This is a genomic window from Rhizobium sp. Root1203 (assembly GCF_001424945.1).
GTDB lineage: Bacteria > Pseudomonadota > Alphaproteobacteria > Rhizobiales > Rhizobiaceae > Rhizobium.
The window spans coordinates 296903-312490 of the sequence record NZ_LMCW01000001.1 but is presented as its reverse complement, the minus strand read 5'-3'; the positions used below and the strand labels follow the sequence as shown (position 1 = coordinate 312490).

General features: G+C 61.6%; 15 protein-coding genes. 4 read left to right on the top strand and 11 right to left on the bottom strand.

The genetic code is table 11. The features are described 5' to 3' along the window. Positions 1-90 precede the first annotated feature (90 nt). From ASC97_RS01565 to chrA, 5 genes are all read right to left on the bottom strand, one after another. The gene (locus tag ASC97_RS01565) at positions 91-720 is read right to left on the bottom strand and encodes a hypothetical protein (protein ID WP_057466595.1); all 630 of its coding nucleotides are present in this window, start codon (positions 718-720) and stop codon (positions 91-93) included. A 136-nt stretch (positions 721-856) separates the two neighbouring features. After that, complete coding sequence (gene ileS / locus ASC97_RS01560; protein ID WP_057466594.1) at positions 857-3784, bottom strand: isoleucine--tRNA ligase; 2928 nt, start codon at positions 3782-3784, stop codon at positions 857-859. Positions 3785-4036: 252 nt separating this feature from the next. Next, complete coding sequence (locus ASC97_RS01555) at positions 4037-5020, bottom strand: bifunctional riboflavin kinase/FAD synthetase (RefSeq protein ID WP_057466593.1); 984 nt, start codon at positions 5018-5020, stop codon at positions 4037-4039. Positions 5021-5045: 25 nt separating this feature from the next. Continuing rightward, a complete protein-coding gene (locus ASC97_RS01550; protein ID WP_057466592.1) occupies positions 5046-5894 on the bottom strand; it encodes a TIGR01459 family HAD-type hydrolase in 849 nt (282 codons plus the stop codon). 105 nt (positions 5895-5999) lie between these two features. After that, positions 6000-7394, bottom strand: coding sequence for a chromate efflux transporter (chrA, locus tag ASC97_RS01545; RefSeq protein WP_057466965.1), 1395 nt, complete (start codon positions 7392-7394; stop codon positions 6000-6002). Between the two features lie 446 nt (positions 7395-7840). Between chrA and groES the strand changes: the two genes are divergently transcribed. Together groES and groL are read left to right on the top strand one after the other, a co-directional pair. Beyond that, the gene (gene groES, locus ASC97_RS01540; protein ID WP_037059695.1) at positions 7841-8137 is read left to right on the top strand and encodes a co-chaperone GroES; all 297 of its coding nucleotides are present in this window, start codon (positions 7841-7843) and stop codon (positions 8135-8137) included. Positions 8138-8208: 71 nt separating this feature from the next. Next, positions 8209-9849 carry a chaperonin GroEL gene (gene groL / locus ASC97_RS01535; RefSeq protein ID WP_057466591.1) on the top strand — a complete coding sequence of 547 codons (1641 nt, stop codon included), beginning with the start codon at positions 8209-8211 and terminating at the stop codon, positions 9847-9849. Positions 9850-9985: 136 nt separating this feature from the next. On the opposite strand, the gene ASC97_RS01530 is transcribed toward groL, so the two are convergent. Then, complete coding sequence (locus ASC97_RS01530; RefSeq protein WP_057466590.1) at positions 9986-10222, bottom strand: hypothetical protein; 237 nt, start codon at positions 10220-10222, stop codon at positions 9986-9988. Between the two features lie 408 nt (positions 10223-10630). On the opposite strand from ASC97_RS01530, the gene ASC97_RS01525 reads away from it, so the two are divergent. Next, entirely contained in the window at positions 10631-11077 is a 447-nt protein-coding gene (locus ASC97_RS01525; protein ID WP_113000845.1) for a hypothetical protein, read from the top strand. Between the two features lie 66 nt (positions 11078-11143). Here the strand turns inward: ASC97_RS01525 and ASC97_RS01520 are convergent, their stop codons facing one another. Continuing rightward, positions 11144-11854, bottom strand: coding sequence for a glutathione binding-like protein (locus ASC97_RS01520; protein ID WP_057466588.1), 711 nt, complete (start codon positions 11852-11854; stop codon positions 11144-11146). Positions 11855-12068: 214 nt separating this feature from the next. Between ASC97_RS01520 and ASC97_RS01515 the strand changes: the two genes are divergently transcribed. Beyond that, positions 12069-12512, top strand: coding sequence for a DoxX family protein (locus ASC97_RS01515; protein ID WP_057466587.1), 444 nt, complete (start codon positions 12069-12071; stop codon positions 12510-12512). Between the two features lie 64 nt (positions 12513-12576). On the opposite strand, the gene ASC97_RS01510 is transcribed toward ASC97_RS01515, so the two are convergent. Genes ASC97_RS01510 through ASC97_RS01495 form a run of 4 tightly spaced genes read right to left on the bottom strand, consistent with a single transcriptional unit; the run spans position 12577 to position 15451 of the window. Next, entirely contained in the window at positions 12577-12984 is a 408-nt protein-coding gene (locus ASC97_RS01510) for a GFA family protein (RefSeq protein WP_057466586.1), read from the bottom strand. Positions 12985-13032: 48 nt separating this feature from the next. Further along, the gene (locus ASC97_RS01505; protein ID WP_057466585.1) at positions 13033-13638 is read right to left on the bottom strand and encodes a class I SAM-dependent methyltransferase; all 606 of its coding nucleotides are present in this window, start codon (positions 13636-13638) and stop codon (positions 13033-13035) included. Further along, positions 13638-14333 (bottom strand): ATP phosphoribosyltransferase, encoded by a 696-nt coding sequence (gene hisG / locus ASC97_RS01500; protein ID WP_057466584.1) that lies wholly within the window; start codon positions 14331-14333, stop codon positions 13638-13640. The genes ASC97_RS01505 and hisG overlap by 1 nt, the downstream gene beginning before the upstream one ends. Continuing rightward, positions 14330-15451, bottom strand: a complete 1122-nt coding sequence (locus ASC97_RS01495; RefSeq protein WP_057466583.1) for an ATP phosphoribosyltransferase regulatory subunit — start codon at positions 15449-15451, stop codon at positions 14330-14332. The genes hisG and ASC97_RS01495 overlap by 4 nt, the downstream gene beginning before the upstream one ends. Positions 15452-15588: the final 137 nt, after the last annotated feature.

The following is a 15588-nucleotide window of genomic DNA, read 5'->3' as shown; positions in this document are numbered from 1 at the left end:
ATCGGCGCCTCTGAAAACCTACGAATTTGGGGGCCAACGAGCATTCCACATTTCAGTCGGACGGCAGGGCCGACGCCCCGCTCGATCCGGCTACTGAAGAAGATTCCACCACTGCTTGCCGGAACCGGCAACGGCGGCTTCCTTCTTTTTCTTCTTCTGCTTCTTGAGTTCAGGCTCGCCGAGATCGTCGAGCTTCGAAGGATCGTCGGCCTGGCGGTATTCCGTCGGCGGATCGGAAATGGAGCGGCGCTGATCGAGATAGGCGCCCTTCTGGAGGGCGCGTGCGTCGCGATAGGCCTGCGTCTGCTCCTGGGTGGTGCGACGACCGCCCTCGATCGCGTTGCTTGCCAGCGGCGAGCGGAAGCTCGACTTGCCGCTATTGTCGTCCGCATCCTTGACCAGGCGCGAGCGCGTTTCTTCCGGGGATTCGATCCACTGCGGATTGTCCTTGCTGGCGATCGACTGCTGCGGCTCGACGAGCGTATCCTTCTCCGCCGTCGAAGGCAGGACCAGACCCGGACGCGGCGTGTACTTCACGCCCTTGTTCTTTGGTTCGGCACCGGTGAGCGAAGTCGATTTGCCCAGGTCGTCCGTCAGCTGCTGGAACGCCGTCTTGTCTGTGCCGTAGCGCGGGCCGCTGGTGCAGCCTGACATCATCGAGGTGCCTGCCATCGCAACAGTCAGGCAGACGCCCAAATGGAACCAACGCTTCGGTAACATGAAAACCCTTCCAGCAATGCCGGTGCAATCATCGCCCAAAAACCGGACAACCGTCCCCCTGACGGAAAAATCCGGCCATTTTCAGGCAGCTTTTACCGGATGAACCGCGAATGCGCAATTCACCCGGCAATATTCTTCAGTTTTGCACCGCTAGTTCGCGAAGCGCTGCAGCATCGCGGGCAGAGACGTCCGGATATTCGGCATCGGAGCCGACATCGGTCGTGATTCGCCACGAGCGGGCGCATTTCGTGCCTTCGGCGAGCTTCGGCTCGACGCTCACCTGCGGCACGTCTGACAGACGGAACGCATCGGCAGGGCCCTCGGCGCCATCGATCAGGATGCCCGAGGTGATGCAGATCTCCTCGAAGTCCTGACCTTCCAGCGCCTTCAGCAGCGCGGGATCGGCGATGTGCACCACCGGGGCCGCTTCCAGCGACGAGCCGATGCGCTTGTCCTTGCGTTCGATTTCGAGCGCGCCGGTGACGACGGTACGCACGGAACGGATCTTCTTCCACTTTTCCGCCAATGCCTCGTTCCTCCACTCCGCCGGAATGGTCGGGAACTGCTCGAGGTGGACGGAAACCGCCGACGGGTTGCGCGACAGCCAAGCCTCTTCGGTCGTGAAGGGCAGCATCGGTGCCAGCCAGGTCACCATGCAATCGAAGATCGTGCGGATGACATGCAGGCTGGCGCGACGTCGCAGGCTCGACGGCGCGTCGCAGTAGAGCGCGTCCTTGCGGATATCGAAGTAGAAGGCCGAGAGCTCGACATTGGCAAAGTCGATGAGCGCACGGGCGATCTTCTTGAAGTCGAAGGCGTCGTAGTTTTCCCGGACCAGCTGGTCGAGCTCCACCAGACGATGCAGCATCAGCTGCTCCAGTTCCGGCAGATCGGCGAGCGCGATGACTTCGCCCTTGTCGTGCGCGAGGGTGCCAAGCATCCAGCGGACGGTGTTGCGCAGCTTGCGATAGGCGTCGACATTGGTCTGGATGATGGTCTTGCCGACGCGCAGGTCGTCCGCATAGTCCGAGGTCATGACCCACAGGCGCAGGATATCAGCGCCGGCGTCCTTCATGATTTCCTGCGGCGACGTGACGTTGCCCTTGGACTTCGACATCTTCTCGCCCTTCTCGTCCATGGTGAAGCCATGGGTGAGGACGGCGTCGTAAGGCGCACGGCCGCGCGTGGCAGCCGATTCCAGCAGCGAAGAGTGGAACCAGCCGCGATGCTGGTCGGAGCCCTCAAGATAAAGGTCGGCAGGCCATTTCAGGTCCGGGCGGTCTTCCAGCGTGAAGGTGTGGGTGGAGCCAGAGTCGAACCAGACATCGAGGATGTCCATGACCTGCTTCCACGGCTCGTTCGACTTCTTGCCAAGGAACCGCTCGCGGGCGCCTTCGGCAAACCAGGCGTCGGCGCCCTCCTTCTCGAAAGCCTCGAGGATGCGGGCGTTGACCTCGTCGTCCTGAAGGATATCGCCCTGCTCGTCGACGAAGACGCAGATCGGCACACCCCACGCCCGTTGACGCGAAAGGACCCAGTCCGGGCGGCCTTCGATCATGGCACGGAGGCGGTTCTGGCCGGCAGCGGGCACGAAGCGCGTGTCGTCGATGGCATTCAGCGCGCGCGAGCGCAGCGTCGTGCCGTCCGCAAGATTCTTGTCCATATAGACGAACCACTGCGGCGTGTTGCGGAAGATGACCGGCTTCTTCGAACGCCAGGAATGCGGATAGGAGTGTTTCAGGCGACCGCGGGCGAAGAGCGCATTGCGGGCGATGAGCTCCTTGATGACGCGTTCGTTGGCATCGCCCTTCTTGCCGTTGTCGTCGATGACGCGCGCGCCTTCGAGACCCGGGGCATCGGCCGTATAGAAGCCGGCGTCGTCGACGGGGAACGGGATCTTTGTGTCGATGCCCCGAGCTTCCAGCGTGCGGGCAGCCGACGTCCAGGCGTCGAAGTCCTCGCGGCCGTGGCTGGGCGCGGTGTGCACGAAACCGGTACCGGCGTCATCGGTGACGTGGTCGCCGTCGAGCAGCGGAACGTCGAACTCGTAGCCGCCGCCGAAGCCGTTGAAGGGGTGGGCGCAGGTGATGGATGCGAGTTGCTCTGCCGAAACGTCGTGCAAGCGTTTGAACTGCAGCTTCGCCTTGGCGAAGGCGTCTTCGGCCAGCTTGTCGGCCAGGATCAGCTTTTCGCCCGGACGCGGACCGAAATCGTTAGCGGCTTCGGTGACCTCATAAAGACCGTAGGAAACACGCGACGAGTATGCGATGGCGCGGTTACCTGGGATGGTCCAAGGCGTTGTGGTCCAGATGACGACCGATGCTCCCACAAGCAGGTCTGGATTTTGAAAATTACCATCGGCAACCTTAACCGGTCCCACCATCTGCGCCACCGGGAATTTCACCCAGATCATGTCGCTCTCGATGTCATGGTATTCCACTTCGGCCTCGGCCAGCGCGGTGCGCTCGACAACAGACCACATGATCGGCTTTGAGCCGCGGTAGAGCTGGCCTGTCTTGGCGATCTTCAGGAGTTCGCCGGCGATGCGGCTTTCCGAATGGAAGGCCATTGTCGTGTAGGGATTGTCGAAGTCGCCCTCGATACCGAGGCGCTTGAACTCTTCGGACTGGATCTTGATCCAGCCGGCGGCGAAGTCGCGGCATTCCTGGCGGAATTCGTTGACCGGAACCTCGTCCTTGTTCTTACCCTTCTCGCGGTACTTTTCCTCGATCTTCCATTCGATCGGAAGGCCGTGGCAGTCCCAGCCGGGAACATAGTTCGCGTCGAAGCCGCGCATCTGGAACGAGCGGTTGATGACGTCCTTGAGGATCTTGTTCAGCGCATGGCCGATATGGATGTTGCCGTTGGCGTAGGGAGGGCCGTCGTGAAGGACGAACTTCTCGCGTCCTGCAGCGGAAGCGCGCAGCTTCTTGTAGAGTCCCATCTGCTGCCAGCGGGCAACCGTTTCCGGCTCCTTCTGCGGCAGGCCGGCGCGCATCGGGAAATCGGTTTCGGGCAGATAGAGGGTCTTCGAGTAGTCGATCTTTTCGGCTGTATCGGTCATGTCTAGCAATCGTCTCTGGCGCCTCGGGACGGGCGCAACGGGCTTGAAAATGTTTGGCGACGGAGGCGCTCGTTTGCCGGGCGCCAAAAACCCGGACCTTCCGGCCGCTTAGCGCGCGCGGAAGGCCGGGCCGATAATTCGTATCGTGATCGCCAGCCGGAATTTATTCATCGCGCCGGTTCATAGGCGCTTTTGCCCGGAAAAGGAAGAGGGAATTGGGCTTGAAACCGTCGGCGCGAAAGTGCCTGAAAGTCACGGAAAGCAGATCTTGCGGTCCAGCTCGCCAAGCGGCTGCACGCCTGACAGCAGCGCCCTCGCCTCCTCTTCGTCGAGCTTGATCTGCTTGACCAGCGGCTCCAGGCCGTCGAATTTCAGCTCCGGGCGGAGAAAGCCGAAGAAGGACACGCAACAGATCTGGCCGTAAAGATCGCCGCTGAAATCGAAAAGATAGGTTTCGAGAAGCGGTGCGCCGCTATCGGTCACGGTCGGGCGCCGCCCGTAGCTCGCCACCGCATCGTGCAGCGTGCCATCGGCCAGGCGGAAGCGGACGGCGTAGATGCCCGCCTTCAGTTCGACTTCCGGCGGCAATCGCATGTTGGCGGTCGGAAAGCCGAGCTGGCGGCCGAGTTTCTCGCCGTCGATTACCTCGGCCTCGACGGTATAGCGATAGCCGAGCAGGCCGGCGGCCTCACTGACATCTCCGTCCTTCAACCGTTCGCGGATGCGGCTCGACGATACGACGTCGGCATTTTCGTCGCGAAACGCATCGATCAGCGTGACGCCGAAACCGTATTTGTCGCCGGCATCCATCAGGAACGCCGGACCGCCTTCGCGTCCGCGGCCGAAGTGAAAATCGACACCGGTCACGACTTCCGACGCACCCAGCCAATCCTTGAGGATCGAATGGATGAAATCATCGGCCGAACGCTGCGAGAAGGCGAGGTCGAAGGGGTACTCGATGACCGCATTGAAGCCCATGGCCTCGAGAATACGCGCCCGCAGCGGCGCGGGCGTGATACGGAAAACCGGGGTTTCCGGCCGGAAGACGGTGCGCGGATGCGGCTCGAAGGTCAGCACGAGCGCCGGCACGCCGCGCTCCCGGGCAATATCCAGAGCCCGGTTCAGAACCGACTGATGGCCGCGATGGACACCGTCGAAATTGCCGATGGCGATGACGCCGCCGCTGAGGTGGGCGGGCAGGGGATCGCGGGTTTCGTTGCGGTGAAAGACGGTCATCGGCTGGCTTTTCTTATGCGGGCTCTTATGCGAGGCGGGGCATCCACCACTTCGGCGTCGCTCTTTCCCGCTCCAGGTAGGCCGCGAGGATCGCCTCGTCGGTCTCCCCATTCAGCGTGTACTCCTTCGCATGAATGCCGCCGCTGATATAGAGGAGATCAAGGCCGTAATCGAGAGCGCCGCGCACGTCGGTCGGCATGCCGTCGCCTATCGCCAGAACGCGGTCCAGCGGAAAATCGCCATGAGCCTGCAGGGCAACGGACAGAACCTCGTCGTAGATCGGCTTGTGCGGCTTGCCGGCGATGCGGGTCGTGCCGCCAAGCTGCGTGTAGTAGGCCGCCATGGCGCCGGCGCAGGGAATGATGCGGTGACCGCGCTCGACGACGAGATCGGGGTTTGCGCAGATCATCGGCACCTCGCGCTCCCGGAAATCGGTCAGCATTTCGGTGTAGTCTTCCGGGGTTTCCGTCTCGTCGTCGAAGAAGCCGCTGCAGACGACGCAGTCGGCATCCCGGGCGTCGACGCGTTCCACACCGAGGCCTTCGATCAGCGCCACGTCGCGCTCCGGGCCGAGCAGAAAGACCTTCCTGGGGCCTTCCGCAATCAGACGGCGGGTCACGTCGCCGGAGGTCACGATCCGGTCATAAGCGCTGTCCGGTATCCCGATCTGTTGAAGTTGGGTCACCACCTGCGGGGCGATGCGCGGGGAGTTGGTGATAAGGACGACGGTAAGGCCCTCGCCGCGGGCTGCCTCGAGCGCCGCAGCGGCCTTCGGGAACGGATCGATGCCGTTGTGCACCACACCCCATACATCGCAGAACACCGCGTCGTACCGGCTGGTGATTTCCGCAAGGTTCTCGATCCGCTTGGCCATTCCGATGTCCCGATTTGCGTAGAGTGACGGCTGACATCGCAAAGGGATGGCGCGATGGCAAGGCATTTTGCGGCGGGTGATCGCAAAAAGTCCGCCGGGCGGCCGTTACAGGAATATCTCGCCAGCCTTCACGAGCACGCCGGCCAGCGCGCAGAGCGCGAGGATCTTCACAATGCCGACCTTGAAACGAAAGAGCAGCACGCAGGCCGAGAGAAAGAGGCCGAGCGCGGCGACATCGAGCGTTCGCCACTCCGGCCAGGCAAGGCTGACCAGCGGCAGCCCGCCTCCTCGCGTCAGCAGTGCGACACGTCCCACCTCGGCAAACAGCACGTGCAGACCGAACCAGAGCGCCAGATTGAGAATGACGCCGACGACGGCGGCGGTGATTGCCGACATGGCCGCGGAAAGCGTCGCGTTGTCGCGCAGCTTCTCGATGAACGGCGCCCCGGCGAAGATCCAGATGAAGCTCGGGACGAACGTTGCCCATGCCGCGAGCGATGCGCCGAGCAGGCCGCCGGCCAGAGGTGCCATGACGAGCGGGTTGCGGAACCCGGCAAGGAACCCCACGAAGCAGAGCACCAGCACCAGAGGGCCGGGCGTGGTCTCGGCGAGCGCCAGGCCATCCAGCATCTCGCCGGGCTTCAGCCAGGCGTATTGTCCGACGGCGACCTGCGCGACGTAGGACAGAACTGCATAGGCGCCACCGAAGGTGATGACCGCCATCTTGGAAAAGAACACGAAGACGGCGCCGAACACGTTCGTCTCGCCGGTCAGCGTCTCGGCGATCAGGTCTGCCGGCGCATCCAGGCTGCGCACAAGCAGCAGAGGCGACTGCCACACGAGCACCCAGAACACCAGGACGATCAAGGGTTTGGCAATGGAATGCGTCGTCAGCGGCTGGAAATAGGGGCGTCTTGCAGGGTGTGCCGGCGGGTCGTTGCGCTGCCTGTACCGTATCCTCGCGAAGCCGGCAGCACCCGCCAGGATCACGACGAGGGGGAACGGCAGGTTCAGGAGGAACAGAACCAGGAACGAGGCGGCAGCGACATAATGGTGAAAGCGGCTCGTCAGGGCTCGGCGCGCCAATCTCAGCAGAGCTTCGACGACGATGGCGAGAACCGCGGCCTTGAGCCCGAAGAACAAGGCCGAGAGCCAGGTCGCATCCTGAAAATACGCGTAGAGGCCGGAGAGTGCCAGAATGACGGCGAAGCCCGGCAGGATGAAGAGCAAACCGGCCACCAGCCCGCCGCGAATACCATGCATGAGCCAGCCGATATAGGTTGCAAGCTGCTGCGCCTCCGGTCCCGGCAGCAGCATGCAGTAGCTCAGCGCATGCAGGAAACGCTCTTCCGAGATCCAGCGCTTTTCCTCGACGATGACCTTGTGCATCAGCGCAATCTGCCCGGCGGGCCCGCCGAAGCTCAGACAGCCGATCCTCGCCCACACGCGCGTTGCCTCCTTAAGCGACGGTGCCGCCACGACGTCATCGGCCGGGGTCATTTGATTCACGGTCCTCTGCCCCTCGCCCGGCCATCGGCGCAATCGTGTTTCCTCGGCGCCAGCCTGCTCGATATCATTGGCACGGATATGCGACAATCCCAATGCGGTGGCCCAATGCGGTGGCCAAATGCCGTGGCCCGTTGCCCTGGTCGAATGCCGTGGCCCGATGCGACGAGAGATCCGCAGCTTCGGCTGTGCGCCGGGGCAGCCGATAAGCGATTGTTTGTCCAAGACTATCTGAAAAGCTGGATGATTTTTCGCGGGATCGCGCTTTTTGCCATCAAAAAGTTGCACAGCCGCCTTATTGAAAATTGCGACGTTATCCTTGACTCCCCTACGAGCCATCCCTAAATGCAGGCCGCTAGCACTCACAACAGGCGAGTGCTAACATCCATCCGTGCGGGCCGTTTCGGCCCGCGAGTGTCATTTGATCGAGGGATTAGACAATGGCAAGCACCAACTTCCGCCCCCTTCACGATCGCGTCGTCGTTCGCCGCGTTGAGTCCGAAGCCAAGACCAAGGGCGGCATCATCATTCCCGACACCGCTAAGGAAAAGCCGCAGGAAGGCGAAATCGTCGCCGTCGGTTCCGGCGCTCGTGACGAGTCCGGCAAGGTCGTCGCTCTCGACGTCAAGGCTGGCGACCGCGTTCTGTTCGGCAAGTGGTCCGGCACCGAAGTCAAGATCGACGGCGAAGACCTTCTGATCATGAAGGAAGCCGACATCATGGGCATCATCGGCTGATCAGCCGACTGCCTTTCCGACATAGCCGACGGGTCTAAAACCCGGACAACTCGAATTCAGGAGTTTCAATCATGGCAGCTAAAGAAATCAAGTTTGGCCGCACCGCGCGCGAAAAGATGCTGCGTGGCGTCGACATTCTCGCTGACGCAGTGAAGGTAACGCTCGGCCCGAAGGGTCGCAACGTCATCATCGACAAGTCCTTCGGCGCTCCGCGCATCACCAAGGACGGCGTTTCGGTCGCCAAGGAAATCGAACTTGAAGACAAGTTCGAGAACATGGGCGCCCAGATGGTCCGCGAAGTTGCTTCGAAGACCAACGACATCGCCGGCGACGGCACCACGACCGCAACCGTTCTTGCCCAGGCGATCGTTCGCGAAGGCAACAAGGCTGTTGCAGCCGGCATGAACCCGATGGACCTGAAGCGCGGCATCGACCTCGCCGTTGCAGACGTCGTGAAGGATCTCCAGGCCAAGGCCAAGAAGATCTCCACCTCGGAAGAAGTCGCACAGGTCGGCACGATTTCCGCAAACGGCGACAAGCAGGTCGGTCTCGACATCGCTGAAGCCATGCAGCGCGTCGGCAACGAAGGCGTCATTACGGTTGAAGAAGCCAAGACCGCCGAAACCGAACTCGAAGTCGTCGAAGGCATGCAGTTCGACCGCGGCTACCTCAGCCCGTACTTCGTGACCAACCCGGAAAAGATGATCGCAGACCTCGAAGACGTCTTCATTCTCCTCCACGAGAAGAAGCTCTCGAACCTGCAGTCGATGCTCCCGGTTCTCGAAGCCGTCGTTCAGACCGGCAAGCCGCTCCTCATCATCGCTGAAGACGTCGAAGGCGAAGCTCTTGCGACGCTCGTCGTCAACAAGCTCCGCGGCGGCCTGAAGATTGCTGCCGTCAAGGCTCCCGGCTTCGGCGATCGCCGCAAGGCAATGCTCGAAGACATCGCGATCCTGACCGGCGGTACGGTCATCTCCGAAGACCTCGGCATCAAGCTCGAATCCGTAACGCTCGACATGCTCGGCCGTTCGAAGAAGGTTTCGATCTCGAAGGAAAACACCACGATCGTCGACGGCGCTGGCGCCAAGTCCGACATCGAAGGCCGCGTTGCACAGATCAAGGCTCAGATCGAAGAAACCTCTTCCGATTATGACCGCGAGAAGCTGCAGGAACGCCTTGCCAAGCTCGCTGGCGGCGTTGCCGTCATCCGCGTTGGCGGTTCGACGGAAATCGAAGTCAAGGAAAAGAAGGACCGCATCGACGACGCCCTCAACGCGACGCGCGCTGCCGTTCAGGAAGGCATCGTCCCCGGCGGCGGTATCGCTCTCCTGCGCTCTTCGACGAAGATCACCGCAAAGGGTGTGAACGACGACCAGGAAGCCGGCATCAACATCGTTCGCCGCGCCCTGCAGTCGCTGGTTCGCCAGATCGCTGAAAACGCTGGTGACGAAGCCTCGATCGTTGTCGGCAAGGTGCTCGACAAGGACCAGGACAACTACGGCTACAACGCCCAGACGTCCGAGTATGGCGACATGATCGTCATGGGTATCGTCGACCCGCTCAAGGTTGTTCGCACGGCTCTTCAGAACGCTGCTTCTGTCGCATCGCTGCTGATCACCACCGAAGCGATGATCGCCGAACTGCCGAAGAAGGATGCTCCTGGCGGCATGCCTGGCGGCATGGGCGGCATGGGCGGCATGGACATGATGTGATAGGCGAAAGCCTATCGCAGGAATGCCCATAAAGCTTCGCCCATGCACTCGGAATGGTTCAGCGCCTCAAGCGCGCTGAACGGGCGGCATGGACATGATGTGAGACTGAGGTCTCGCATCTGAACCACCGGTTCAGTCAGGAAAGGGCGGTCTTCGGGCCGCCCTTTTTCATTGTCCGATTCGCCGGCACGGCAACCGGAATTCCCTCCGCTTCGAGCGTAAACGTTTCATCAAGCGGAGGAGAAGCACTCGCCCGACGCCAAACTTGCGCCAGGCTTGCTACGTCGCGCTTTTTTTCAACGCTGGATATTTTGAAGATAGCGTCCGATTGTGAGGGCTTGTCGGGTTTGATGGCTGCTGCAATCGTTTTCATTTCATTATTTCTTGGTTATTTAGCGATTTTTTTGAAATTCTGCGTGATTTCGCCCAGGTGGCGCATTGCCCGGACAAAACGTGGGCGTGCAAAAAGCGATTGCCGTTTGCGAAAAAATTCCTATAAATCCGCGCTGCGTTTCACGCCTCGTTGGACAGCGAGATTCCTGCATTACAGGCCATCTCGATCACGCGGCGATGTCGTCAAACTCAGAAATATATTTTCAATATATAAATTATAAGTTGTTTATTTTCTTCCGGAAAAGTGGGCGCGGTGCCGCCAAAAAGGAACCGATCGTCCATACCCCCTTTTCCGGGCTCCCCCGAGCATGACGCACGGGTGGCATAAATCTGTCCATATTTGTCGGGAGCGCAGCAGGGGAATGCTGCCCCCAAAATGGGGAAAAAATTGTTCAAAATCGCCAAGACCACCGCTACCGCTACACATCTGCCGGGATCGCTGGAACTCAACGACAACGACCCTGAGATGCTCGCTCAATTTTCCGTCGCTGAAACATGGGTCGGGGATTTTTCCAGCGGGGTGATCAGCCTCAAGGAGCGCAGCGCCAAACTTCACGGCTTGTCGACGCCGGAATGCGGCCTTCTGAGCCTGATGCGCTGCTATGACCGGAGCGATCACAATCGCATCCTGGAAATCTTCGAACAGGCCGCGACACTGTCGGCGTCCTTCTGTTTTTCGACGACGATCACCATGCCGAACGGATATCGCCAGCCGCTGTTCTGCATGGGTGAATCCAACGGCTATGAAGACGGGTATGGCGGCAGCATGCTTGGCATGTTCGTCTTTCCACGCCTCAAGAACAATGTCGGCGGCGCTTTCGCCCGTCGCCAGTAGGTGCTTGGAGAGAAAGCCGGCCGCGAGGCTGGCTTTCTCTGATCGACCGTGTCAGGCAGGGCGCGATCAGGCAGGACGCGCGGGAATGTTGAGCCCCTTTTCGCTGGCCGGGCGCGCGATGCAACGCTCCAGCCAGTCCATGACGGCCGGAAACTTCGCGTACTCCAATATCTCCCTGCCGCCATAGAAGACGTCGGCGCCGCGGATCCAGGGAAATGTGGTGATATCGGCAATCGTGTAGAGATCACCCATGATCCATTGGCGGCCCTTCAGCCTTTCCTCCAGAATGCCGAGAAGGCGTTTCCCCTCGTCGCGATATCGCTCCACGGGATAGGAATTGTTCGCCACCTTGTCCGCAGCGAACTTGTGGAAGTGGCCGAACTGTCCCAGCATCGGGCCGATGCCGGCCATCTGGAAGAACACCCACTGGATCGTCTCGTAGCGGCCGGCCGCATCCGCAGGAATGAGCTTGCCGGTTTTCTCCGCGAGATAAAGCAGGATTGCCCCCGATTCAAAGAGGCCGATCGGCTTTCCGTCCGGTCCGTTGGGATCGATGACGGCAGGGATACGGCCGTTCGGGTTGAGCGACACGAACTCCGGAGACTTCTGGTCATTGGTACCAAACGAGATCAGATGCGCCTCGTATGGCAAGCCGAGCTCTTCGAGCGCGATCGAAATCTTCACGCCGTTCGGTGTCGGAAGCGAATAGAGCTGGATGATATCGGGATTTTCGGCCGGCCAGCGGCTAGTAATCGGGAATGCGGAAAGGTCTGCCATCGTGTTCTCCGGGTTTCGGCGGCCGACCATAGAAGGGGGCGGCTAGTCATGACAAGCTGCGGCCGTCCGGATTGTTCGTTCAACAATTGCGAACAAAGCGTCTGCGTTCGTTTATCTTTCCAAGACGAGGAAAAAAGGCGACAACGTGTCATCCGAGGTCGACAGTGCCGGGGGCACAAGACCTTAACCACCGTTCAACCGGAGACACCGTCCCATGTCGAATACCAACAACATCGCTATTCTCGTCGCCCGCGTGCTGCTCTCCTTCATGTTCATCATGGCAGGCTTCGGCAAGCTCACGGATCCTGCAGGTACCGCCGGCATGATCGCCGGTGCGGGCCTTCCGGCCTCTGCGGCCCTCGCCTATCTCGCCGGCGCGTTCGAGCTGGTGACCGGCCTTGCAGTCCTGCTCGGCTACCAGACCAAGATCATCGGCTTCCTGCTGGCTGCCTTCTGCATTTTCACCGCGCTGGTCTTCCACCTGCCGGCCGTCAACGTTCCTGATTTCCCTGCCGCGGCAAACGGCTGGATCAATGCCCTCAACCAGATCATGGTCATGAAGAACTTCACGCTGGCCGGCGCCTACATCTTCCTCGCCATCGTCGGCCCGGGCGTCTACTCGCTCGACGCACGCCGCGGCGCCTATGTCGCTGCCTAAGCGATAGGAGCTTCTTCCCAAGCATACGACCCGCCGTCACCAGACGGCGGGTTTTTTCGTTCGTTCACCCATCGCCCTCTGCGCCGGGAAGCGCTGCGATATCGGGCAGCCACGGCACGGCCGAACTGCACCAGACCTGCCTGCGGGGTTCGAGTTCGGCGCGCTGGTCGATGCTGCCCCAGCGAATGCCCCAGACATCCGCGTCCTCCCCCTCACCTGTTGTGAAAAGCGGAGAGCCGCATCGCGGGCAGAAGTGCTGCTCGCGGATTCGGCCGCTGTCGCCGCGCTTGCGATAGATATTTGGCGGATTGCCTGTGAGCTGGATGGCATCCCGACCGACCCGCGCCGTTACGCGAAATGGCGAGCCGGTCAGCCGCTGGCAATCGGTGCAATGGCAGATACCGACCGCAAGCGCGTCAATCACCGCCTGGTAGGTCACGTGACCGCAATGGCATTGTCCGGTGATGCGCATGCCTCATCCCTTCTGACGGGGCGGATGCCGCCATTGACCGATTCCGGACTATGATATCCGCTTCGCGAGCCATACCGTCGCGCCGCCGCATTGCGGATCTTGCGACATCTGCGCGACGACCGCAAAGCCATTTTCCGACAGCAGCGCTGTATACTCCTCGGACGACAGGCTGGCGTGATAGAGCGGCTCGCCGGCGAACTCGCCCATCGCCACGCCGTCGAAATGGCCTGACGTGAACATCAGCGCCGCACCGGGTGCCGCAAGCGCTGCGAAGCGCGGGAACATCGCCCGCTGGTCGTTCTGGTTCAGGTGGAAGAAACTGTGCCAGGCGAGAATGCCGTTATACTTCGCCGGCAGAGAGAATTCCCGCATATCGGCGACGAACCAGGACCGATCGGGAAAGCGCTGGCGGCAGAGACCAATCAGCGTCTCCGACGCATCGACCCCCGTGACACGAAAGCCGTCACGGATCAGGTCGGCTGCAATCGGCTCCGCTCCACCGCAGCCAAGGTCGAGAATATCGCCGCGTGGCGGCACGAGTGAGGTGAACCGGTCCAGCCATGGCCTTTCGAACAGATTGCGGCCGCGAAGTTCGTCGAATGCCACGGCGTTGCGCTCGTAAAGCGAAATGATGTTGTCGTCCTCGCCGCCCATTACAGCGCGGCGCGAACGGCGTCGATCAGCCGTGCGACCGACGGCTGATCGGCGTGGCTCTCCTTGCGGGCGCGCACCAGGCAAGCCTCCGAACGCAGGATGACGCCATCGGAGAGAACCTTCAGATGGTTCGCCCGGAGGGTCGAGCCCGTCGAGGTGATGTCGACGATGATGTCAGCCGAACCGGATGCCGGCGCGCCCTCCGTAGCACCCAGGCTCTCGACGATGCGATAAAGCTGGATGCCGTGCTGGCTGGAAAAGAACTGCTGCGTCAGGCGCCAGTATTTCGTGGCGATGGCCAGGCGACGGCCATGGCGGGCGCGGAAGTCGCCGGCGACATCCCCCAGGTCGGCCATCGTATCGACATCGAGCCAGATCTCGGGTACGGCGACGATGACATCGGCGTGGCCGAAGCCGAGGCGGGCGCAGAATTCCACGCGCTTGTCGGCTTCCGCGAGACCTTCGCGGATCAGGTCCTCGCCGGTGACGCCGAAATCGACGGTGCCGTTTCCGATCTCGCGCGAGATTTCCGACGCGGACATGAATGCGACTTCGACATCATCCCAGCCCTCGACCCGGCCCCGATAGGAGCGATCGTTGCCGACGGCCATGATCGGCATGCCGGCGCGTTCGAAGATGGCAGAAGCGTCTTCCTTCATACGGCCCTTGGAGGGGAGCGCGATGGTAATGGTCATCGGGCGGTCCTCTCGGTTTCGATGCGATCCAGCCAGAGTGAAAAGCCGACGGCCGGAATGCGATCCTTGGCGCCGAGGAGGGTCATCAGCCTGTCGAACCTGCCACCGCCGGCCAGAACCTGCTGCGAACCTTCCACGCCGATCTCGAAGACAAGGCCGGTATAGTAGTCGAGCGGACGGCCGAACGCAGCGCGATAATCGATCACGGAAAGATCGACGCCAGCGTTTGCAAGTGCCGCCACGCGACCGTCGAACCGCGAAAGCGCGTTTCCAAGCTTGAGACCCGCCGCATCGGCAAAACCCGAAAGGGCCGCGGAAGCATTGATGAGCGGCACGTTGAGGGACAGGAAGCTTTCCAGCACGCCGAACGCCGCGTCGTCGAGGCGGGTCTCGGAGAGGATAAGCTTCTCCTTCAGGCGACGCGCGATTTCCTGGGGCGAACGGCTGGCGTTGGAGGAATAGCCGGTCCGGTGCATGGTCGCGTCGATATGGGCCACCAGGGCCGTCTCGTCGTCGGCGCCAACCAGGCGGGCGACATCGTCGTCGAGGCCGGTGACGAATTGGGGACTGACGAGGCTTGCCAGCAGCGTTTCCAGCTGGATCATGTTGCCGAAGGCGTGGATCAGGCGCTTCTGCCAGCCGAGCGGCAGGCCGAGAGCCTGGACGACGGCTTCGAAGACCGCCTGATCGCCGAGCGTCACCGAGAGGCGCTTTCCAGGCAGAAGACGCGAGAGAATACCGGTCGCATCCCCGATCGCACGCGCATCGGCGCTCGAGATGTTGATATCGCCGAGATCCTCGATGCCCGCCTGATAGAATTCGCTGCCGCCTTCACGCCGTTGGCGGAAGACTTCGCCAAGATAGGAATAGCGCTTGGGCGTGCCGGTCGCGGTCTCGATATGCTGCAGGCAGACGGGGATGGTGAACTCGGGTCGCAGGCACAGGCTCGCGCCCGTCTCGCTCTCGGTCATGAAGATGCGGCGGCGAAGGTCTTCGCCGGCAATATCAAGGAAGGGTTCAGCCGGCTGGATGACAGGCGTATCGACCCGCTCCGTGCGGCGCGCGGTGAATTCCGACAGCAACTCGTCGGCAAAGTCGGGGAGGTTGATCAGGGGCATGGTGTCGAGCTCCCGCTTCTCCCCCGCGGGGAGAAGATGCCCGGCAGGGCAGATGAGGGGGACGATGAGTGTAAACGACTGACGTCCTGAGCGGCCAGCGAAGGACAAACCATGCCGTGCCGCCCCTTCATCCGGCC